We start from the raw sequence: 21305 nt of genomic DNA, 5'->3' as shown, positions 1-21305 counted from the left end.
AAGCAGAAACAAAAAGCGCGCCAAATGGCGCGCTTTTTTTATCTTGGCAAGGGGGCGAAATTAACGGCCCAGCTTGGCCTTGAGCATGGCGATGATGTCGCCAATGGCCACTTCCTGCTTCTCGCCGGAGCGGCGGCACTTGTACTCCACCACACCGTTGTCGAGGCTGCGATCGCCGATGACGATGGCGTGCGGCACACCCAGCAGCTCCATGTCGGCGAACATCACGCCCGGGCGTTCTTTACGGTCGTCGAACAGTACATCCACACCAGCCGCTTTCAGCTCGGCGTAGAACTGCTGAGCCTGCTCGGCCACGCGCTCGGATTTGTGCATGTTCATCGGCACGATAGCTACTTCGAACGGGGCGATAGCTTCCGGCCAGATGATGCCGTACTGGTCGTTGTTCTGCTCGATGGCGGCAGCCACCAGACGGGAAACCCCGATACCGTAGCAACCCATCTCCATGGTGACGGACTTGCCACCCTCGTTCAGTACGCTCGCCTTCATCGCTTCGGAGTACTTGGTACCCAGCTGGAAGATGTGGCCCACTTCGATACCGCGCTTGAGCAGCAGCTTGCCCTGGCCGCACGGGCTCGGGTCGCCTTCTACTACGTTGCGCAGGTCGGCAACTTCGTAAGCGGTGATGTCGCGATCCCAGTTGGCACCGGTCAGGTGGAAACCGGTCTCGTTGGCGCCGCAGACGAAGTCCGCCAGATGGGCGGCGCTGCGATCGACGATGATGCGACCGGCAAAGCCGACCGGGCCGATGGAGCCTGCATCGCAACCGGCGGCAGCTTTAATCTGCTCGTCGTTGGCGAAGGTGAGCGGGTTGGCGACGCCAGCCAGCTTCTCGGCCTTGATTTCGTTCAGCTCGTGGTCGCCACGTAGTACCAGCGCGATGACGGCCTGCTTGCCGTGCTCATCTTCCTCTGCCAGTACCAGCAGGGTCTTGGCGATGGCGGTCGGTGCCACGCTCAGGAAGGCGGCCACTTCGTCGATGGTGTGAACAGCCGGGGTGGCGACCTTGGTCAGGGCTGCGGTAGCGGCAGCGCGCTCACCAGCCGGTGCCAGCGCTTCGGCCATCTCGATGTTGGCGGCGTACTCGGAGCTGTCGGAGAAGGCGATCAGGTCTTCACCGCTCTCGGCCAGCACCTGGAATTCGTGGGAACCGGTACCGCCGATGGAGCCGGTATCGGCCTGCACCGGACGGAAGTTCAGACCCATGCGGGTGAAGGCGGTGCAGTAGGCGGCGTGCATCCGCTCATAGGTATCGATCAGCGAGGCTTTGTCGATGTGGAAGGAGTAGGCATCCTTCATCAGGAACTCGCGGCCACGCATTACGCCGAAACGGGGGCGCACTTCGTCGCGGAACTTGGTCTGGATCTGGTAGAGGTTGAGCGGCAGCTGCTTGTAGCTGTTCACTTCGTAACGGACCAGCGAGGTGATCACCTCTTCGTGGGTCGGGCCCAGTACGAAGGGGCGATTATGACGATCGGTCAGACGGCACAGCTCGGGACCGTAGTCATCCCAGCGGCCTGACTCTTGCCACAGCTCGGCGGGTTGTACCACCGGCATGGAGACTTCGATGGCACCAGCATTGTTCATCTCTTCGCGAACAATGTTCTCGATTTTTTTCAGTACCCGCAGACCGGTTGGCAACCAGGCATACATGCCGGAGGCCAGTTTACGGATCATCCCGGCGCGCAGCATCAGCTGGTGGCTGACAACTTCAGCGTCGGAGGGGGTTTCCTTGAGAGTGGAAAGCAGATATTGGCTGGTACGCATCGCGGTAGACCTTAGCTAAGACGGGCGCTGGGCCCTGGATAAATTCAAGGGCGGAATTTTAACAGGCTGGGCGTTGCGGCCCAAGGGCTAAATTTAACGCAGCCCTGAAAGGTAACAGGGCTCGGCAGATGGCCAGGCGCCACAACCATTACAACACGCAGGCTTTTTATGCCTGCAATTTGGCCGGATCTCCGCTAAACTCTGCCACCTTTTCTCGATGGGCATGGCTGTGCCGCGTCCATCACCCCCCATTTTTGTATTTTTGGAGCCGCTCATGCCGTTAGTGGGACATCAACACCAGATCGAGATCCTGGAACTGACCGACAAAGGAGATGGCAAAGGACGCCTGTTCGATCGCCCCCTGTTTGTCGAAGGTCTGCTGCCCGGTGAGCAGGCGCTGGTGGAGCTGACCGAGGTCAAGCCGAACTATCTGCATGGCAAGGTCACCGAGCTGCTCCAGCCCTCTGCCGATCGGGTTGCCGATTTCTGCCCCAACACCGAATGCGGTGGCTGTCAGGTGCGCCCGCTGGCCTATCCGGCCCAGCTCAAGCTCAAGCAGGCACTAGTGCAGAGCGCACTGGAGCAGGTTGGGCTGGGGGAGACCAAGGTCAACCCGATCCTCGGTATGGAGAGCCCATTCGCCTACCGCAACAAGGCCCAATACGCGGTGCGTGGCTGCGAAGCCGGTGCCGAGATCGGTTTTTATCGCAAGCACTCCCATGACCTGATCACTGCCGATGACTGCGCGGTGCAGGATTCACTGCACGTAGAGCTTAATGCCCGGGTGCGCAACTGGATGCGCGAGCATGACATCGCCGCCTATGACGAAGTGAACCACACCGGCTGCGTGCGCAACCTGATGACCCGTAAGGGCTTCAAGAGCGGCGAGCTGATGGTGGTGCTGGTGACCCTGGGTGACGCGCTGCCGTTCGAAGCCGAGCTGCTGGCAAGCTTGAGCGATCTGCCGATCACCACTCTGGTACAGAACATCAACGATGAGCGCACCAACCGCATTCTGGGCGCCACCAACCGGGTGCTGCTGGGCGAAGGGGTTATCCGCGACAAGATCCACGAACTCGAGTTCGAGATCTCGCCGCTCTCCTTCTTCCAAAACAACCCGACCCAGACCGATGTGCTCTACTCCAGCGCCCTCGAATATGCCGAGCTGACCGGCAACGAGACGGTGTTCGACATCTATTGCGGTATCGGCACCATCTCTCTGTTCCTGGCTGGCAAGGCCGCCAAGGTGGTGGGGATCGAGTCGGTGGAGAGCGCCATCAGCGATGCCCGTCGCAACGCCGCCCTCAACGGCATCGAGCACACCGAATTCCACGTCGGCAAGGCCGAGCAGTTGATGCCCGAGCTGCACGCTCAGGGCGTGACCGCTGATGTGGTGGTGCTGGATCCGCCCCGCAAAGGTTGTGACAAGGCGGTGCTGCAGACGCTGGTGGCCATGGCGCCCCGTCGGTTGGTCTATGTCTCCTGCAACCCGCAGACTCTGGCCCGCGATCTGGCGTGGCTGGTCAAGCAGGGCTTCGTGCTGGACGAGGTACAGCCGGTCGATATGTTCCCGCACTCCATGCATGTCGAGGCTGTCGCTCGCCTGAGTTTGCCAGCGAAAGCGTGATCGGGCATTGGCGCGGAGCGATTGACATGTTCCCCCTCCACGCCATGCATGTGGAAGCGGTTGCTCGCCTGAGCCTGCCCGCCAAGAACTGAGCCTGACACGCTCCCATAAAAAAACGACGCCAGCTGGCGTCGTTTTTTTATATCTGCAATCCGGGGTAGACCGGTTAGCTGGCGCTCTGGCGCACCTCGCTGGCGATCTGGTCGAGCAGCTGTTGCCAGCCCTGACCCAGTTCGTTCACCAGCGCGTTGTAGCCATCGGCGGGCAGTACCCGCTCCTGACGGAAGGGGGCATCGCGCAGCACGGTGCCATCTTCCGCCAGTAGTCGCCAGCGGCCGCTCAACACGGCGCTGCCGTCATGACGGCCCTGAAAGCGCTCCACCAGAATGGTCAGCACCGGCCCCTTGCGGGCGCCATCCTGCCGTACCACCCAGCCCGGCAGCCGGGTCGAGAGGCCATTGAGGGTGAGCTGGTTGAGCTGGTCGTCCAGCGAGCCAGCCCAGCGGTGATACTCGGTGAAGTGCAGCTCTTGCCCTTCCAGTTGATAGACCAGGCTGATCCGGTCGAGCTGACTGGCGAGGCTGATCGGGCGCAGCACCAGCTGGTGCTGCGGTTTGGCCGCTGCGGCGACCGGCTGCGGGCTGTCGGCATCGAGCGAGTAGTAGTGCAGGCTCGGTTGGCTGTTGCTACAACCCGCCAGCAGGCCCAGCAGGGCCAGCGTCAGGATCTGTTTTTTCATTGTTTGCCTCGCTTGGGCTCAGGGTCCGATGGATGCGCGCGATCGAAGATCAGCGAGCTTGGCTGCTCGTTGAGGGAGTGCACCAGCGGCTGCAGTTCACGCATCAACTGATTGAGGGTCTGCACCGACTGACGCAGGTCCTGATTGGTCTGTGACTGGGCATCATAGGCCTGCAAGGTCTCCTGCAGCTGCTTGAGGCTCTCGTTAAGCGATGCCGGTAGCTGCTGGGTTGCATCCTTGGCGGTGAGCTTGTTCAGGTTGGCGCTGACCGCCCCGATGTTCTTCAGGGTGCCATCCAGGGTGGAGAGTGACCCGTTGACCTTGGCCAGGGTGGTCGCCATATCCATGTCGACAAACTTGTCGAGGATGGTGTTTACCTTGCGCTCGATCTGGTCCAGTCCGCCCTGTACGGTGGGGAAGACCTGATAGCCGGCCAGCTTGGCCTGCTCGAAGCGTGGTGCATCCGGGTAGAAGTTGAGATCGATGATCTTGCCACCGGTCAGCAGGCTCGAGGTCTTGAGGCTGGCACGCAACCCCTCCTTGAACTGCTTGCCGAACAGGGCGCGCCACTGATCTTTCTCCGCCTTGGCATAGCGGTGGGAGAGGCGTTGCACTTCGATGCGGGCCAGCACCGGGATCTGGCGGCTCTTGAAGATCTGCACGCCCTTGTCCTCGATGAGGTAGGGGGCAGAGATGACGGTACCGACCCTGATGCCACGATACTGCACGGCGGCGCCCGGGTGCAGGCCACCCACGTTGTCATCGAACAGGAAGACGTAGTCGATGAACTGATCCAGACTACCGGCCAGCACGCTCGCCTCATCCTGGAACAGGGTGAAATTTTCCATCTTGGTAACGAGTTCACCGGGCGACCAGCCGGGTGGCAGACCCATGGTGATGCCGCCGTCGAGCAGGCTCTCCAATGAATCCATCTTCACCTTCATCCCTTCACTGCTCATGGAGACTTCGAAGCCCGGCGTCAGCCAGAAGCGGGAGTTGCTGCTGACCAGAATGTCATAAGGGGCATTGATGAAGATTTGATACTGCATCTCGCTCTTTTCTGGCAGGAACTTCGCTTCTTCCACCTGACCTATGGTGAAGCCCTGATAGTTGATGGGCGAGCCTTCGCTCAGCGCGCGGGTGTCGCGACTGTTGAGGGTGAGGCGCAGTCCCTTGGCATCAAGGGAGGCGAGCGGCGGTTTGTCGAGCATGGCGTACTCGTCCAGTGCCCGCCCTTTCTTGCCGGTGGAGAGTTCGATATAGGCACCGGAGAGCAGGGTGCCGAGGCCGGAGACCCCTTCACGACCCACCCGTGGCTTGACCACCCAGAACTGGCTGTCACCGCGCAGCATGCCTGCCGCAGCATTGCTTAGTCGCCCCCGCAGCACCGCGTGGCTGTAGTCATCGCTCAGTTCGACCGCTTCAATTCGGCCGACATCGACCTCGCGGGAGCGGATCACCGTCTTGCCCGCCACAATGCCTTCGGCAGTGGCGACTGTCAGGGTGAAGCTGGGGCCCTGGGAGTACCAGTGCTGGAACAGCATCCAGAGACCGATGAACAGCGCCAGCAGAGGCACCATCCAGATTGCGGCAGCAGAGCTCATAAAATCAGAGCCCGGTTTCCACCTTTTTTTACGCTCATTCACGTTCGGGGTCTCCTTGTTGTAAATCCCAGATCAAGCGGGCATCGAAACTCATGGCGGCGACCATGGTGATCAATACCACGCCTGCAAATGCAACGGCCGCAGGGCCAGGATAGATAGTCATCAGATTGTCGAGCCGGATCAGGCCAGCGAGGATGGCGACCACGAAGACGTCGATCATTGACCAGCGTCCGACAAATTCAGTCATACGATAAAGTTTGAGCTTGCCTAGCGGCGAGGCGGCATGGCCGCGCTGCACCATATAGCAAAGCCAGAATAGCGCCACTATTTTTACCAGCGGCACTACCACGCTGGCGAAGAAAATGACGGCTGCAATTGGGTAGGAGCCCATGGCCCACAACAGCACCACACCGCCAAGAATGGTGGAGGGACTGTCATCGCCGAGAAACACCGTATTCATGATGGGATAGAGGTTGGCGGGTACATAAAGAATGGCGGAGGTAAACAGCAGTGCCCAGGTGCGGTTGAGGCCGCCGGGTTTGCGCGCATGCAGGTGACCGCCGCAGCGGGCGCAGCTATGGCTGCCCACCTCGCTCAGGGCGCCACAGATATGGCAGCCCACCAGGCCCGATGCCAGCGCGCCCGCTTCAGGATCGATGTCGCGCGGCTCGGAGGGGCCGAACAGCCGCTGCCATAGCCACATCCGGTCCAGTGAGGAGATCATCTTGATCAGCAGCAGGGTGTAACCGACGAAGGCCCAGAACGACAGCCCCATCTTGATGTCGGCCATCCCCATCAGCTTGACCAGCGAGATCAGTACCCCCACCAGAAACACATCCACCATCAGCCAGGGTTTGATCCGGCAAAGCAGGCGGCCGAGAGAGCGCAAGGCATTACTGTGCAGATCTTTATCGATACGCCACAGCACCAGCATGATGGAGCCCATGTAGACCAGCGGCAAACCGATCAGGGTCACACTGAGCACTGCGCCGAGAAACAGATAGCCCTCATCCACCAGGGTGGTGATGCTCTGTAGAAAGGTCATCTCCTGGCCGATCCCTTTGGCCGAGAAGGACATAAAGGTAAAGGCGTTGGCGAGCACGAACATGATGAGCGCCGCGAAACCATAGGCGATAGGGCGCAGCTCTTGCTGTGGCAGGTAACGACTGAGCGTGTGTCCGCAACGGGGACAGCAGCTGGCCTGGCCTACCTCGAGCGGTGTGGCCGGTATCAGCAGATCACACTCTTCGCAGGCAGTGGCATCATGGACATAGGTGGTGTGGTGTTGGTGTGAAACCGGATGCAAGATAAAACCCCAGATAAGGCACGTAATAGAGCCAGAATTGGCAATTATCGCAGTTGTACTGGTCAGCGACCAGCCCCCGGAGGCCGCTATTGCTGGTGGGAGTGAGAATGACTTTGACAAGCCAGTGGCCATTTAGCACAATCAAACGCCACTTTTTTCTGCGGGACAATAACTTATGACAACTGAATCCCCAAGCTACTCCACCATTGAGCAAGCCTTTTCCCTTGGTAACGGGCAAGATTCCGCCCTTAACTGGTTGCGTAAGAATCGCAGTCAGGTTGCCATTTTTCTGGTGAGCGGCATCAAGCTGGAAGGCACCATCAGTGGCTTTGACCAGTACAGCGTGCTGTTGACCGATGCCCATGGTAATCAGCAGCTGGTCTACAAGGCCAAGATCTCCACCATCGCCATGCACTCTGGCCGTCCGCCGGTGAACATCCAGCGCGCCCGCAAGCCTCGAGTCTCCATGGCGCCGCGTCCCCATAGTGCCCCGGGCCGTTATGATGACAATCAGGGCGGTGGCAACAACGAGTAATCGTCTGCCCCGACCTGCCCGTTGACGCGCCCTGCGTCAGCGGCTGACGTAACCGGCTCTCATTTTCAATCCTGTCCCGTATGGGAGCCGGTTCCGCTTATCGCCCCTTGCAGGGCGATATCTGTTTCTGCATCACTCCGTTAGCCCGATCGGCTTGCCCTCTTTGACCATACAGGTCTGCATTCCTGCGGCTTTTCCTGCCTGTACCCCGATGCCGGTATCTTCAAACACCAGACAGCCTGACGGCTCGACTCCCAACTTGCTGGCGACCAGCAGGAAGGTATCCGGGTTGGGTTTGTGCAACTCCACGTCGTCAGCAGTGACGACGACGGAGAAGTAGCGATCCAGCCCGGTATTGCGTAGCACTGCTTCGGCGTTAACGCGGGGCGAGCCGGTGCCGATCCCCATCGGGATGACACCGTGATAGCGCTCGACCAGTGCCTGCATGGCCGGGAAGACGGTGGCCTTGTGCAGGTTGGCCACATAGTGCTCGGTTTTGCAGCGGGTCACGGCGAGTGGATCGAGGGGGAGCTGTTGCTCTTGCGCGACCAGCAGGGCGATCTTGCGGCTCGGCATGCCGCCCAGTTCATAGAACCAGTCGGCATCGAAGTGAAAGCCAAACTCGCGGGCGGCATGCTCCCAGGCGGCGAGGTGCAGTGGCATGGAGTCGACCAAGGTGCCATCAAGGTCAAAGACCAGGCCTTGGAATCCGGAAAGGGTCATGGTGCGGAGTCTGTCTTTGCAATAAGGGGGCCCATTTTAGCCAGTGACTCCCCGGCTTGCCATCACCTAACGGGTGAGAAACGCTTGCCCCCACATTTGCGCTTGAAAATAGACGGGGGTGAGCTTGGCAGGATCGAGTTGGTATTTGGGGGCAAGTTGCTCCAGCAGGGCCCAGTTGCCCTGTTCATAAGTGCTGGCTAGCTGGAACAGGTGAAACAGTGGCCCTTCGTGCAATTCGATGGCCCGCAGCACACTCTTTGGCAAGTGAGCCATCAGCGGCTCCGACAGCATGGAGCCGTCGAGCACCAGCCCCACCAGAAAGGCCCAGCTCGCCTCGGCTTTGCCCAGCGCGGTGAGGGCAATCAGCTCACAGAAGCGGGCGCGGGCAATGGCGATCCGGGTGCAGGCCTCCGGCATATGCTGGCTCATTTTGGCCAGACCATTGATCAGCACAAACTTGCGGATCTCCTGCTCCCCCAGATAGGAGAGGGCTCGGGACACCGAGGTGATGGGGCTGGCGTGATCAAAACCGGGGGAGTTGACATAGGTGATCAACTGGCCGGGCAAAGAGGTGTCTTGCTCGAGCAAGCGAGCCACTTGGGAAAAAGAGAACTCCTCGTGGCAGATAAGCTGGAGGATCTGCTGCACCAGCACCATGTCGGGTTTGTTTGCGCGCTGGTTAACCAATTCGGGGCGAGCGAGAAAGCCACCGGCAAAGAAGTCGACACCGCTCTCTCTGAGGGGGAGAAAGTCCGCCCAGGTTTCGATATTGAGCGCCATCCGCTTGTGTTCGGTGGGTTGGCAGATCCCCTCTTCTCCCATCCAGAACACCAGCATGCGACTGGCACCGAGCCAGCGTGGATCCCGGTTGGCACCGTGCACCGCCAGTCGGCGTCGGCTGTCGCGCCACTGTTCCAGCACCGGAAACGAGCTGGGTAGCCGCTCACTCGACGCCTCAACCAGCGGGATCGCGTCCTGATCCAGCAGCAGGGGGCGCTGTTCATCGAGTTGCTCGTGAGTGAACGGCACTAGATATTGACGCCCCTGCGCCAGCAGGCGGCAATGTTGGGCCAGTGAAGGCCATTCGGCCGGTGAGCTGAGCTGATAGTCGATGCCGTAGGCCACCAGAGCCAGGCGACGATTGAAGATGGGGTAACGACGCAACAGCATGGGATCACCGATAGGCCAGAGTGCGTGCCCTCCCTTGTGCTTTGGCGTGGTAGAGCGCCTGGTCCGCTTGCTCGATCAGGGTCTGCCATGCCTCGTGCCGGGAGGGAACCAGATAGCTAAAGCCTATGCTAACGGTAATGAAATCAGCAACCCGCGAGGCGGGGTGAGGCAGTTTTAATTGAGCCAGTTCGTTATGGATCAGTGCCGCCAGCTGCTCTGCTTCACCGGGTTGGGGCGCACACAGCAGGATGACGAACTCCTCCCCGCCGTAACGGGCGACCAGATTGGTGCAGCGTCGCTCTGCATCCCGTAGTACCTGGGCCACCTGTTGCAGGCAGAGATCCCCTTTGGCGTGGCCGAAGTGGTCGTTGTAGGCCTTGAATTGGTCAACATCGATCATCAGTACCGCCAGCGGGTTCTGGGTGCGCCTTGCCCACTCCCACTCCCGTTGCATGGTGATGTTCCACTGGCGGCGGTTGGCGATGCCGGTGAGGGGATCTTCCAGCGAGAGCAGGGAAAGGCGGTGGTTAGCCTCTTCCAGCGCCCGGTTGGTATTGGCCAGTTGTATGGTGCGCTCGGTGACTCTCGCTTCCAGCTGGTGATTGAGCTGCTCCAACTGATCCTGGGTGCGTTGGCGGATCAACAGCTGTGACAACATGGCGGCGTACTGTTTGAATATCTCGCTCTGATAGGCTTTGAGTGGCCGGTGCCACAATAGATTGTCGGCGGCAATCCAGCCGATGGGGGTGGCGCCATCCCACAGCGATACCATGGCGTTCCAGCCACGTCCCACCTGCTGCTGTTCGTAGTAGAGGGGGGCATCTTCCAGTACCAGTACGTAGTCTTTGCGCTTTAGTGCCTCCTGCACGGTGGGATGCTCCGGGATGGGGCTGATGAACGCATGTTCGTCGACCAGCTCACCCTCTTCGCTGGTGCCCCAGGTGCCGTGCATGGTCTTGCCGTCGGGCGCGATCAGGAAGATGGCGACCCGGTCAAACTGCAGCTCCTGCCGCGCCAACAGCACTGCATCCCGCAGCAGCTGGTTTTCGCTGCGGCTACGGGAGAGGGTGATACAGACCATGTGCAGTGCTTGCAGCATGTTGAGGAAGGAGCCTTGCAGCGCCTGGCTCTGCACCAGATCGGTCTGGGTATGCTGACGTTGAACCCGCTCCTGATCCACCTGACTGGAGAGCAGGTGGTTGCTCAGTTCTGCGGTCAGATAGTGGATAAGGAGCTGGATCCCTTGGTGCTGACGGGAGGAGAGGCGATCGATGCGGCGGTGGGTCTCCAGATAGATGACCCCTTCCAGCCTCAGGTGCCGTTTGAGGGGAAAGCAGGCGCGTAGCCTGGGCTGAACTGATATGGCGTTTTCGTCTGGATTTGATGACTGGTGGATCTGCTCGATCACCAGCTGTCCCTTGTCTAGAGCCTGGTCGATAAGGTGGTGGGGCAGGGGTAATTGCGCGAGATGGGCAAGATCCAGGGTGGTCAGCCCCTGATCCAGCTGAAAGCTGTAGAGCTGGGGCTCGGGGGTTTTTAGCCACAGATAGAGGCATTCGGCATCGGTTTTTTCATGAATGGTGGCGAGGCTCACTTCGCACAGTTGGGCGAAGTTGCTGAAGTGTTCCGGATCCCATGCCTGCATACCAATGTCCATATCCTTTGGGTTGTGCCCAAACGAGTATAAACTTCTTTTTTGTTGATTAAAATATCAGAAAGGAGAGGTGGCGCACATAACGGTTGCTTTCAGCGCTGTTGGTGGAAACATTCACTGCATTTTCTGCCAATCGTGGCGAGAACTGTGCGCTGTGGCGGTGTGTATGGCAGCTTGCAGGGCAGGATGCGGGGCAAAAAAGAGAGCCCGCACGATGGCGGGCTCTCGGGCAGATCTGATTACTCTGCGCGGCTTATTCTGCCTTGGGGGCAGCATCCGCTGGCGTTTCACTGCTATCGGCCGGTGCGCTCTCGGCAACCGGTGCTTCCGGTGCCGGGCCCGGTACCAGCGCGACCGCCGGTTTGGCGATGAGGGAGCGGGTCTCTTCCACCGCTTCACTCAGCTTGACCTCGATAACCTGACCAAGTTCGTAGATAACCTCGGTCTTGTCGAGATAGACGCGGCCGTTGTCCCAGTTGCACTCCAGCCGATCCTTGTTGTCGAGAATGTGGCGGGCAGGCATGAACACCACGGCACCGTTCTCCTGCAGACGCAGCTTGAGACCGGCGCGCATCACGTCGATGATCTCGGCGTTGAACAGCTGATCGGTGCCAGCGGCAGCCTTGAGGTAACGGACATAGAGCCAGTCGCCGATATCGCGCTCGACCCTGCGGTGCAGGCGGCGGCATTCGGTCAGGTGCTCGGTCAGCTCTTCGCTTGGGCGCTCACCCGGCGTCTTGCCAGCGATGACCGCTTTGAGCAGGCGATGGTTGACCATGTCGCCATATTTACGGATCGGTGAGGTCCAGGTGGCGTAAGCATCCAGTCCCAGACCGTAGTGAGCACCGGGCTCGGCGGACATCAGCGCATAGCTCTGGAAGCGGCGGATCTTGCCATCCAGCCAGCGGGTGTCGAGGTTGTCGATCCAGCGGCGCAGGGCACAGAAACCGGAGAGGCTGGCGATTTCGTCGCGCTCGAACGGGGCTTCGGCGGTTTGCAGCAGTTCGATGGCGCCATCGAGGGACTCTTCATCGAAACCGGTGTGGACGTTGAAGATACCGTAACCGACGCTCTTGCCCAGCACACGACCGGCGCAGATGTTGGCCGCGATCATCGACTCTTCGATCATCCGGTTGGCGATGCGGCGTGGCTCAACGTGGATGGCCAGCACTTCACCATTCTCGCCCAGCTCGAAGTCATAGTCGGGACGATCCGGGAACACCAGCGCGTGCTCGGTGCGCCAGGCGATACGCGCCTCGGTCATGGCTTTCATCAGCGGCAGCTGAGCCATTACGCCAGCGTCGATGGTCAGTTCTTTGCCATGCTCGGCCCAGTCGGAGACCTCGTCATAGTTGAGACGGGCATGGGAGACGATGCGGGCAGCGAAGAATTCGGTATCTTCCAGCAGCAGGCCATCTTCGGCGATCAGCAGGCGGGCGCAGAGGGTGTTGCGTTCCTCACCCTCTTTCAGGGAGCAGAGCTCGTCGGAGAGGGTACGCGGGATCATCGGTACGTTGCGGCCCGGCATATAGACGGTGAAGGCGCGCTTGGCGGCTTCTTTGTCCAGCTCGCTACCTTCAGCTACATAGGCAGTCGGGTCGGCGATAGCGACCAGCAGCTCCCAGCCGTTGTCGAGTTTACGGATCGACAAGGCGTCATCCATATCCTTGGTCTTGGCGCCGTCGATAGTGAAGAAAGGCACATCGGTCAGGTCGGTGCGGGGCAGCTCCTGCTCTTCGATCACCTTCCATTCGGGCAGATCTGCTGGTTCAATTTGAGCCAGATTGTGGCGCGCCAGCACCACCCACCAGGGCACGTTGTGATCTTCTTCGGCGGAAATTTTCTCAATGATTTCGGCCGAAAAGTTGCCGTCACTCAGGGCATGACGCTTGAGGGTGGCAACCACCCAGTCCCCTTCCTTGAACTCTTTCTCATCCAGGCCCTTCTTGGCGCGGGCCTTGATGGCATCCTTGATCAGCGGGTGATCAGCGACCACGTTGAGGCGGTCACGGAACAGCTTGACCCGGGCCACAAAACGGGTGACCGACTGCTCCAGCAGGGTATCCGGCTCAGCTACTTCCTTGTCTTTTTCAGTGCGGATCAGGGCGCTCACCCGGTCTCCGTGCATCACCTTTTTCATGTAGGGAGGCGGGACGAAATAGCTGGTTTTCTCATCGACCTCCAGAAAGCCGAAGCCCCGATCCGAGGCGCGGATCACACCCTCTTTCTTGGGGATGTTTTCGCGGATTTGTTGCTTGAGCTGGGCCAGCAGCGGATTGTCTTGGAACATAAGTGAGGAACCTGAAGTGGATAACCTGGGTGGAGACCTGATGAAGGATCGCCCAGCACTATACGTTTTTAGCCCTCCAAAGCCAAGGCGAATGGCCTGCTCAGCGTGGTTTCAACTGTGAACGGGCGTGGTCGATCAAGCCAAGTGACAACTGCTTGTGAATGCCTTTTTCCAGCACCCAGCGGTGCCAGTAGAGCCGTTCCGTCAGAACATGGTCGGGACTGAGGTTGACCAGCGAACCTGCGGCCAGCTGGCCTCTGATCTGCAATTCGGGGATCAGGCAGTAGGCCAGTCCCTGCTCGGCCATGGCAACGAAGGCTTCCGACGAATGGAGGGTATGGCAGGGATAACCGCCTGGCTCCAGCCCGAAGTGTTCACGCATAAAGCTGATATGCATATCATCGCGCTGATCGAATGCCACCGCCGGTGCCTTGGCCAGCGCCTCACGGGTCAGGCCGTGAGGGAAGTGGCGAGCCACAAAGGCGGGGCTGGCGGTGAGCAGGTAGTGCATCTCGCCCAGCTCGTCGACACAGCAACCGGCTAAGGGTTGGGCATGCAGGCTGACTGCGCCGAAGGCTTGCCCTTCCCGCACTTTGTCGAGGGTGCGATTTTCGTCATCGACCAGCAGGTTCAGTTCGATAGGGTGCTGCTCCAGCAGCGGGGCTATGGCGGGCAAAAACCAGGTAGCCAGGCTGTCAGCATTGACGGCGATGCTGATCCGGATCGGCCCCTGCGGCTGGTCGGGGGCCAGCTCGCCAGCCAGTTCGAGCTCCAGCTGATGCACCTGGCGGTAGTGGGCCAGCAGTTTCTGGCCGAGCGGCGTGGCCTGCAATGGCTGGCTGCGAATAAGCAGCGGCTCGGCAAACTGCTGCTCCAGCTGTTTGATCCGCTGGGAGATGGCCGACTGGGTGATATGCAGTGACCTGGCCGCGCGATCGAAGTTTTGCTCCTGCAGCACTGCATCCAGCGCGCGCAGCAGTTTGTAGTCCAACTCTTTCATCGTCTCTTCTCCCGTTGCATCAGGGCCGACTCTACGTCAGTCGGCAGGGGACAACAATGGGCGGCAGAAGGTGCGTTGTGCTGTGATTTTTGACAGTAGTAGTCAGGCCATTGAGGGGGGATACTGCCAAATGCCGCAGGGGGTATCCCTGCGGGATCGTAGCGATATATTTATCCCGGGTCGGTTTGCCCGGGATTTTTTATAGCTGGGCCGCCAACTCGTGCGAGCGATAGCGAGCGGTTTGATAGTGCCCGATGAGCGGTTGCGAGACCGCCTTGGCAAATCGCTCATCAAGATAAAAGCGCAGACCGACACCTTTGACTGCGCCCAGACCCACCGCTTGACGATGGCCCAGACGAGCCATTGGTATGCCGAGGCGACGGAAAATGCGCTCTGCGGGCAGGCTGGCTACGCCAACCAGCTCTTTGATTCCGTTGGCTGTAGCAAAGGCATAGACTTCGCGCAGGAGTACGCAGGTCAGCTCGCTAACACCATTGGTCATGCGCGGAGCGCGGGCCGCATCGATAGCCAGACGGGTGAGTTCCCAGACATCGGCAGTGCGTGGTGCGCTTTCACCGGCAAGAGCGGTGGGAAAGATGGTGGGCAGCATATAGGCACTGGCACAACTGAGCAGACGAATGCAGGCGCAGACCCCTTGTTCATCTTCGATCAGTACCCAATGGGTGTCTGGCGTGTCAAAGCTGTCGCGTTCCAAACCGTGATAAGACTCGACATCCCAGCCTAGCCGGTCAGAAAAGACGCGATTTCGAAATTGATAGAGTTCGTTCTCTACGGCGTTTCGTGGATGATCTCTCAATTTTCCTTTGAAAACCAACATTATGAACTCTCTCTCTGCCTGTTCGCCGTTATAATCAGAAGCTTGGCCAGGGGGGCTAGCATATGAAACAAGAGCAACTGTTTGAGTATCTGGAACATTTCACTTCGGTGACGGATGGTGACCGTCTTGCCGGATTGATTGGTCGCTTCACGGTCGATATGGGTTATGACTATTACGGCTTTACCCTGATCATTCCGATGTCGATGCAAAGACCCAAAGTGGTGCTGTTTAATCAGTGTCCTGTCTCCTGGGTACAGACCTATACCGATAACAACATGCTGGCGTGCGACCCTGTGATTCAGCTGGCACGCAAGCAGACGCTGCCTATCTACTGGAATCGCCTCGATGAGCGGGCCAGTTTTCTGCAGGAGGGGACCATGGATGTGATGGGGCTGGCAGCCGAGTTCGGCCTGCGCAACGGCATCTCCTTCCCCCTGCACGGTGCCGCCGGGGAGACCGGTATCCTCTCCTTCATCACCTCCGAGCGGGCTTCGAGCGATCTGCTGCTGGAGTCCTCGCCGCTCCTCTCTTGGATGGCCAACTACATCTTCGAGGCGGCAATCCGGGTCGTGCGCCTGAGGGATTCGGATCAACATGCCGCCCTGACGGATCGCGAGACCGAATGCCTGTTCTGGGCCAGTGAGGTGAAAACATCGGGGGAGATCGCCTGCATTTTGGGGATCACCGAACGCACGGTGAATTACCACCTCAATCAGGTCACTCGCAAAACCGGCTCAATGAATCGTTATCAGGCCATTGCCAAGGGGATTAGCAGTGGCATTTTGCTGCCGAATCTTGAGCATGTAGTGGTCACCAACTTCCCCAAGCTGATGCAATAGAACCTGCTGATTTTCGGGGCTGAGGGGCGGACTCTCAATTGTCAGATCCTGCTATTGACTATTGGTTTCGGATGGGGCTTCGCACTACTGGAATGAGTCGGCTCATTAGCAAAATGAATCAATCAGTAAATCAATGAATTTCTAAGAAGGAACCTCCATCGCTATAGTGCCGCTCATTCATCACTTCGGACGGTACTCTCCATGATGCTCGCAACGACACTGCAAGGCTTCACCATCGGTCTTGCCATGATCATCCCCATCGGTGCCCAGAATGCCTTTGTGCTGAGCAGGGGCATCCATCGCAATCACCATCTGCTGACTGCCACGCTCTGCAGCTTCTGCGATCTCACCCTGATTGCCATTGGCGTATTTGGCGGGGCCAATGTGCTGGCTGCCAGCCCCATCGGCATGGCACTGCTCACCTGGGGCGGCGTGCTGTTTCTCGGCTGGTTTGGTGGCCGATCCCTGCTCAGTGCCTGGCGCGGTAAGGGGGAGGGGCTTGCCGACTCTACCCAGCGGATGGGTGCCAAGAGCGTGCTGGCGATGACGCTGGGGGTCACGCTGCTCAATCCCCACGTCTATCTCGATACCCTGATGCTGCTCGGCTCCCTTGGCAGTCAGGTGAGCGAGTCCCTGCGTCCGGCCTTTGCCGCAGGCGCCATGCTGGCCTCGCTGGTGTGGTTCTACTCGCTGGCGCTGGGGGCGGCGGCGCTGGCACCCTGGTTGGCTCGGGGTCGGGTGCAGCGGGGGATTGATCTGCTGGTGGGTGTCATCATGCTGACGCTGGCGCTGCAGCTCGCCACCGGTGGTTGATGGGGGCGTTGGATATTTTTGCTGCTCGGCGTCATAAAAATTAATCACGACGCCTGTTTTTGGCATATTCCTCTGCTAAATTGCCCACCCTTGTGACTCGCCAGATACCAATCAGGAAAACTCAGTGAATAGAACCATGAAACTGGGCGTCATCGCCTCCATCGTGCTGCTATCTGCCTGTGGTGCAGAGAAGCAGGAACAGCCCGGTGCCGTTTCGCTGCGCTTGATCCAGACCTCCGATATCCACTCCAATGTGCTGGGTTATGACTACTACCAGAACAAGGAGGATCGCAAATTCGGCCTCTCCCGTACGGCACTGCTGATCCGCGCCGCCCGTGCCGAGAACCCCAACAACCTGCTGCTCGACAATGGTGACCTGATCCAGGGCTCGCCGCTGGCGGACTACATTTTCGAGCAATCGGGTTCAGGCTATCTCGACAAGCAGGCCCATCCGGCCATCAAGGCGCTGAATGAACTGGGTTATGACGTGGGCAACCTCGGCAATCACGAGTTCAACTACGGTCTCGACTATCTGGGCAAGATCATCAAGGGGGCCAACTTCCCCTATGTCAACGCCAACGTGTTCGATGCCGGTTCGTTCAAGCGCGATGGCAACGGCAAGATCGACTGGAGCGGCAACCAATTTACCCCCTATCTGCTGCTGGAGCGTCAGGTGAAGGATGACAAGGGGCAGCCGCAGACCGTCAAGGTCGGCATTTTGGGGCTGACTCCGCCGCAGGTGCTGCAGTGGGACAAGCGTCATCTGGAAGGCAAGGTCGTGGTGGCCGACATGGTTGAAACTGCCAACCACTATGTGCCCGAGCTGCGCGCCAAGGGGGCCGACGTGGTGGTGGTGGTCGCCCACTCGGGGATCAATGCCGGCAGTTACGAAGCCATGATGGAAAACGCGGCCTGGCATCTGGCCAAAGTGGCGGGGATCGATGCCCTGATGCTGGGTCATGCCCACAAGAACTTCCCCGGCGACTTCCCGGATCTGCCGCTGGTGGATAACCAGGCGGGCACCTTGAACGGGATCCCCACCGTGATGCCGGGCTTCTGGGGCAACCATCTGGGGATCATCGACCTCAAGCTGGAGCAGGTGGCTGGCAAGTGGCAGGTGAAGCAGAGCCAATCAGCCTTGCGCCAGATCGACTCCAGCGAAGGGAGCAAGGTGGACGAAAAAGTGGTGGCCCTGGTCAAGGGGGATCACGACGCGACCAACCAGTGGCTGGATCGCCCGCTCGGCAAGATCACCTCCTCCATCCACAGCTTCTTTGCACTGGTGCAGGATGACCCCTCGGTGCAGCTGGTGAGCGATGCCCAGCGCCAGCATGCCGAGCAGTTGCAAAAGGATGGCCTGCTCAAGGAGCCCTATCCAATCCTCTCTGCCGCTGCACCGTTCCGCGGTGGCCGCAACGGCATTACCGATTTCACCTATGTGACGGCGGGGGATATCTCCCTGCGCAACGTCTCTGACCTCTACATCTATCCCAACACCCTGCAGGTGGTCGAGGTGAACGGTGCCACCGTCAAGGAGTGGCTTGAGATGAGTGCCGGTCAGTTCAACTGGGTTGATCCGGCCAAGGGCGAGGTACAGTGGCTGGTGAACGAGAAGTTCCCCACCTACAACTTCGATGTGATCGACGGGGTCAATTACGAGGTGGATATCACCCAACCTGCCCGTTACAACAAGGAAGGGGAGAAGGTGAGCGACGGTCAGCGGATCAGCAACCTGACCTTCAACGGCAAGCCCATCGATCCGGTCCAAACGTTCTATGTGGTGACCAACAACTATCGCGGTAGCGGTGGTGGCCATTTCCCGGGCGTGGATGGCAGCAGCGTGGTGCATGAAGATCCCTTCGAGACGCGTGAAGTCGTGGCTCAGTATCTGAAGTCACACTCTGCCAGCAATCCGCAAGGGTTCAGCCCGGCTGCAGACAACAACTGGCATATGAAGGCGCTGCCTGCCGGAGTGGATGTTCGTCTCTACTCATCACCCCGTGAAGAGGCCAAGGCGCTGGCGGGCGAGGATCTGGCCTATCAGTCCACCCTGCCGATGGATGACGAGAAGCACCCGGGCTACGCCATCTACCGTCTGGTTCGCCAGTAACTCGCTGATGGCCTGACGGTGTGTCCGGCCCGCAGAAAAGCAAATGCCAGTCCGCTAACGCGGACTGGCATTTTTTTGCGCCGGGCTCGGCGGGGGCTGGCTACACCCGGAACTGGGAGAGCAGACGTTGTTGCAGCAGGCTGGCCTGATGGAGGGAGGAGGCGAGTTGCAGGCACTCCTGTGCCTCCTGTTCGCCGGTTCTGGCTTGCAGGCTGATGCCGGAGACCTTGTCAGAGGAGTGACTCAGGGTGTGTGACAGCTGACCGGTCGCCACGGCGACCTGTTGCACCATGTCGGCCAGCTGGTCGATGGCGCCTTCCACCTTGAACAGGATCTGCTTGGTGTTCTCGGAGTCCTGCATGCCGGACTCCACCGTCTTGAGGTTGCGTTGCATCATCAGGTAGGCGGTCTCGGTCTGCTGCTGGATGCTGCTGATCACCTGGCTGATCTCGGCGCTGGAGGTGGCGGTGCGATTGGCCAGGGTGCGCACCTCGTCAGCGACCACCGCAAAGCCACGCCCCATCTCCCCCGCGCGGGCCGCTTCAATGGCCGCATTGAGGGCCAGCAGGTTGGTCTGCTCCGAGATACCGCTGATGGTGGAGATGATCTGGCCAATCTGGCCCGCCTGCTCCTTGAGGGAGTTGATGGCGATGGCGCACTCGCTCACCTCCTGCACCACCCGCTGCATGCCCGCGCTGGCAGAGGCGACGTATTGGCTGCTTTCAGTGGTCAGCTGGCGCACTTCGTTGGCATTGCGGGCCGCCATGCTGCAGTTGTCCGAAATGGTGGTGGCCACCTGCACCATCTGTTCACTGTCATGGTGCAGGGACAGCGCATGTTCGGCGGTCTGGCGGCTGCTTTGGCTGATCGCTTCCACCCGGTTGACCGAGGTGTGGACGTGTTCACTGATGTGCTGGTTGTTGTCCATGGTGGAGCTGATCATCGTCTGCAATTTCTCGATGAAGCGATCCACGCTGTTGGCCAGCGAACCTATCTCGTCATCCCGCTGCAGGTTAATGCGGGCGTTGAGATCCCCCTCGCCGGCGGCGATATCCTGCATCCGCTTGTCCACTTGCAGCAGCGGGGTCACCAGCTTGCGGGTCAACCAGAGACCGCAGAGGGTCACCATGATCAGGCTCAGCAGCAGGCCACTCAGCAGCAGGGTGCGGGTCTGGCTGATGATGCCGTTGAGCTGGGCTACCTGATCCTCGACGGTGGCATCGCCGCTCGCTTCGATGGCAACCAGCTGTTGTCGCAGCTCATCCGCACTGGCCTCATAGACGGCTTGCTGGGCCTGATAGCTGCCGAGCGCCTCGATCCACTGTCCCATCAGTTGCTGATGTTGGGCCAACAGGGCGCGATACTGTGTCGCCAGCGTCTTGCCGGCAAACTCCCCGGTGCCCTCGATATCGAACAGTCCGGTGCCGAGCATGCTGTCAATCGCTTCATGGTAGAAATCGGTCGCCTCTTTCAGCTCGGCCTTGATCGCCTCCGTTACCCCCTGTCTGCGCATCTTCTCCAGCGCATAGAGCTGGCGCAAAAAGCCGATGTTGGACTCCATGCCGCCGTCGGCCGCTTCCCAGCGGGTGGAGAGGCCGCCGTTCCAGCTGATGCTCTGATCGGGGGATTGGGTCAGTGCTTCTACCGCGCCATCACCGATCACCTCCAGCTGGGTCGAGAGGCGGGCCATCAGGTCGGCGTTGTGATGCAGCGCCTGATCCACCTCGGTATAGGCGTGATAGAGCGCCAGCAGCTTCTCTTGCTGCTGTTGATAGGCCTGCTTGTGCTGATCCATGGTGGCAAGGGCTGCGCCATCAATGAGCTGCCCCTGGCTGACCCGAGTCAGCGCGTCATCGGTCGCCGCCTTGGCGGCATCGAGTTCGGCGCGATTGAGCGGCGTGCCGTTTTGCATCTTCTGGATGTGGAGTTGCTGATTGCCCAGCTCTATGGAGCCCTCCATGGCGCCGTCGGCGGTCTGCCAGGCAGCCCCCAGTACATAGGAGAGCAGATTGGCCAGCCGCTGGCTGCCATACCAGCCCACGACCCCCATGCCCAGCGTGCAGCTGAGCAAGATGGCAAGACCCAGATTGGAGGTGGTAACAATTTTCATGTGATGGCCTTCCTTGGTATCGACATTGGCACCAGTTTCGGTTCCGAACGGGTTTAGTGTAGCGGTTTATCCCCCAGCCATAACCCGGTGCTGTGTTGGAACATCCCGAGCTCTGGCTGTACGAAATCAAGCATGGTGGCAAATTGGATAAAAAGCCTCTCT

Annotated in this window: 16 protein-coding genes; 5 read left to right on the top strand and 11 right to left on the bottom strand. The window is 59.7% G+C overall.

Translation table 11 applies throughout. The annotated features are described in order from the left end of the window. Nucleotides 1–60: 60 nt before the first annotated feature. A complete protein-coding gene (locus tag CK911_RS13700; RefSeq protein ID WP_098970599.1) occupies nt 61–1785 on the bottom strand; it encodes a proline--tRNA ligase in 1725 nt (574 codons plus the stop codon). 274 nt (nt 1786–2059) lie between these two features. Here CK911_RS13700 and rlmD point away from each other — a divergent pair, with 274 nt between their 5' ends. Next, nucleotides 2060–3412: a 23S rRNA (uracil(1939)-C(5))-methyltransferase RlmD gene (rlmD, locus tag CK911_RS13695; RefSeq protein ID WP_098970597.1), complete on the top strand. Its 1353-nt coding sequence runs from the start codon at nt 2060–2062 to the stop codon at nt 3410–3412. A 166-nt stretch (nt 3413–3578) separates the two neighbouring features. Here the strand turns inward: rlmD and CK911_RS13690 are convergent, their stop codons facing one another. From CK911_RS13690 to CK911_RS13680, 3 genes are read right to left on the bottom strand one after another with little or no spacing between them, the layout of a single operon-like run. After that, on the bottom strand, nt 3579–4151 hold the full coding sequence (locus CK911_RS13690) for a membrane integrity-associated transporter subunit PqiC (protein ID WP_098970595.1): 573 nt from the start codon (nt 4149–4151) through the stop codon (nt 3579–3581). After that, entirely contained in the window at nt 4148–5797 is a 1650-nt protein-coding gene (gene pqiB / locus CK911_RS13685; RefSeq protein ID WP_098970593.1) for an intermembrane transport protein PqiB, read from the bottom strand. Before pqiB ends, CK911_RS13690 begins: the two co-directional genes overlap by 4 nt. Next, entirely contained in the window at nt 5790–7061 is a 1272-nt protein-coding gene (locus tag CK911_RS13680) for a PqiA/YebS family transporter subunit (RefSeq protein WP_098970591.1), read from the bottom strand. The genes pqiB and CK911_RS13680 overlap by 8 nt, the downstream gene beginning before the upstream one ends. 175 nt (nt 7062–7236) lie before the next feature. On the opposite strand from CK911_RS13680, the gene hfq reads away from it, so the two are divergent. Further along, nucleotides 7237–7596, top strand: coding sequence for an RNA chaperone Hfq (gene hfq, locus CK911_RS13675; protein WP_042019475.1), 360 nt, complete (start codon nt 7237–7239; stop codon nt 7594–7596). 132 nt (nt 7597–7728) lie between these two features. Here the strand turns inward: hfq and CK911_RS13670 are convergent, their stop codons facing one another. The 6 genes from CK911_RS13670 to CK911_RS13645 form a co-directional block, all read right to left on the bottom strand. Further along, a complete protein-coding gene (locus CK911_RS13670; protein ID WP_098970589.1) occupies nt 7729–8319 on the bottom strand; it encodes an HAD family phosphatase in 591 nt (196 codons plus the stop codon). A 66-nt stretch (nt 8320–8385) separates the two neighbouring features. Beyond that, the gene (locus tag CK911_RS13665; RefSeq protein ID WP_098970587.1) at nt 8386–9489 is read right to left on the bottom strand and encodes an EAL and HDOD domain-containing protein; all 1104 of its coding nucleotides are present in this window, start codon (nt 9487–9489) and stop codon (nt 8386–8388) included. Nucleotides 9490–9493: 4 nt separating this feature from the next. Continuing rightward, nucleotides 9494–11134 (bottom strand): sensor domain-containing diguanylate cyclase, encoded by a 1641-nt coding sequence (locus CK911_RS13660; RefSeq protein ID WP_098972674.1) that lies wholly within the window; start codon nt 11132–11134, stop codon nt 9494–9496. Between the two features lie 262 nt (nt 11135–11396). Next, nucleotides 11397–13433 (bottom strand): exoribonuclease II, encoded by a 2037-nt coding sequence (locus CK911_RS13655; protein ID WP_098970585.1) that lies wholly within the window; start codon nt 13431–13433, stop codon nt 11397–11399. A 100-nt stretch (nt 13434–13533) separates the two neighbouring features. Beyond that, on the bottom strand, nt 13534–14433 hold the full coding sequence (locus CK911_RS13650) for a LysR family transcriptional regulator ArgP (protein WP_098970583.1): 900 nt from the start codon (nt 14431–14433) through the stop codon (nt 13534–13536). Nucleotides 14434–14632: 199 nt separating this feature from the next. Beyond that, the gene (locus CK911_RS13645; protein ID WP_042019484.1) at nt 14633–15271 is read right to left on the bottom strand and encodes an acyl-homoserine-lactone synthase; all 639 of its coding nucleotides are present in this window, start codon (nt 15269–15271) and stop codon (nt 14633–14635) included. Between the two features lie 62 nt (nt 15272–15333). Here CK911_RS13645 and CK911_RS13640 point away from each other — a divergent pair, with 62 nt between their 5' ends. From CK911_RS13640 to CK911_RS13630, 3 genes are all read left to right on the top strand, one after another. Continuing rightward, complete coding sequence (locus tag CK911_RS13640) at nt 15334–16110, top strand: LuxR family transcriptional regulator (RefSeq protein WP_098970581.1); 777 nt, start codon at nt 15334–15336, stop codon at nt 16108–16110. A gap of 204 nt (nt 16111–16314) precedes the next feature. Next, nucleotides 16315–16923, top strand: a complete 609-nt coding sequence (gene lysE, locus CK911_RS13635; protein WP_098972672.1) for an L-lysine exporter — start codon at nt 16315–16317, stop codon at nt 16921–16923. Nucleotides 16924–17059: 136 nt separating this feature from the next. Beyond that, nucleotides 17060–19033, top strand: coding sequence for a bifunctional 2',3'-cyclic-nucleotide 2'-phosphodiesterase/3'-nucleotidase (locus CK911_RS13630; protein WP_172954103.1), 1974 nt, complete (start codon nt 17060–17062; stop codon nt 19031–19033). Between the two features lie 100 nt (nt 19034–19133). Here the strand turns inward: CK911_RS13630 and CK911_RS13625 are convergent, their stop codons facing one another. Next, nucleotides 19134–21143 carry a methyl-accepting chemotaxis protein gene (locus CK911_RS13625; RefSeq protein ID WP_098970576.1) on the bottom strand — a complete coding sequence of 670 codons (2010 nt, stop codon included), beginning with the start codon at nt 21141–21143 and terminating at the stop codon, nt 19134–19136. Nucleotides 21144–21305: the final 162 nt, after the last annotated feature.

The sequence above is a fragment of the Aeromonas sp. CU5 genome (genome assembly GCF_002586745.1).
Taxonomy (GTDB): domain Bacteria; phylum Pseudomonadota; class Gammaproteobacteria; order Enterobacterales; family Aeromonadaceae; genus Aeromonas; species Aeromonas sobria.
Note: the sequence above shows the minus strand (reverse complement) of the source record. Positions and strands in the feature narration are given on the sequence as shown.

What these genes read in the sequence shown, in the direction of transcription:
- CK911_RS13640 (WP_098970581.1), top strand. Translation starts at nt 15,334, where the DNA reads ATGAAACAAGAGCAACTGTTTGAGTATCTGGAACATTTCACTTCGGTG.
- CK911_RS13700 (WP_098970599.1), bottom strand. Translation starts at nt 1,785, where the DNA reads ATGCGTACCAGCCAATATCTGCTTTCCACTCTCAAGGAAACCCCCTCC.
- CK911_RS13670 (WP_098970589.1), bottom strand. Translation starts at nt 8,319, where the DNA reads ATGACCCTTTCCGGATTCCAAGGCCTGGTCTTTGACCTTGATGGCACC.
- CK911_RS13630 (WP_172954103.1), top strand. Translation starts at nt 17,060, where the DNA reads ATGAAACTGGGCGTCATCGCCTCCATCGTGCTGCTATCTGCCTGTGGT.
- CK911_RS13625 (WP_098970576.1), bottom strand. Translation starts at nt 21,143, where the DNA reads ATGAAAATTGTTACCACCTCCAATCTGGGTCTTGCCATCTTGCTCAGC.
- CK911_RS13665 (WP_098970587.1), bottom strand. Translation starts at nt 9,489, where the DNA reads ATGCTGTTGCGTCGTTACCCCATCTTCAATCGTCGCCTGGCTCTGGTG.
- rlmD (WP_098970597.1), top strand. Translation starts at nt 2,060, where the DNA reads ATGCCGTTAGTGGGACATCAACACCAGATCGAGATCCTGGAACTGACC.
- CK911_RS13660 (WP_098972674.1), bottom strand. Translation starts at nt 11,134, where the DNA reads ATGCAGGCATGGGATCCGGAACACTTCAGCAACTTCGCCCAACTGTGC.
- CK911_RS13645 (WP_042019484.1), bottom strand. Translation starts at nt 15,271, where the DNA reads ATGTTGGTTTTCAAAGGAAAATTGAGAGATCATCCACGAAACGCCGTA.
- CK911_RS13655 (WP_098970585.1), bottom strand. Translation starts at nt 13,433, where the DNA reads ATGTTCCAAGACAATCCGCTGCTGGCCCAGCTCAAGCAACAAATCCGC.
- lysE (WP_098972672.1), top strand. Translation starts at nt 16,315, where the DNA reads ATGCTCGCAACGACACTGCAAGGCTTCACCATCGGTCTTGCCATGATC.
- CK911_RS13690 (WP_098970595.1), bottom strand. Translation starts at nt 4,151, where the DNA reads ATGAAAAAACAGATCCTGACGCTGGCCCTGCTGGGCCTGCTGGCGGGT.
- CK911_RS13650 (WP_098970583.1), bottom strand. Translation starts at nt 14,433, where the DNA reads ATGAAAGAGTTGGACTACAAACTGCTGCGCGCGCTGGATGCAGTGCTG.
- hfq (WP_042019475.1), top strand. Translation starts at nt 7,237, where the DNA reads ATGACAACTGAATCCCCAAGCTACTCCACCATTGAGCAAGCCTTTTCC.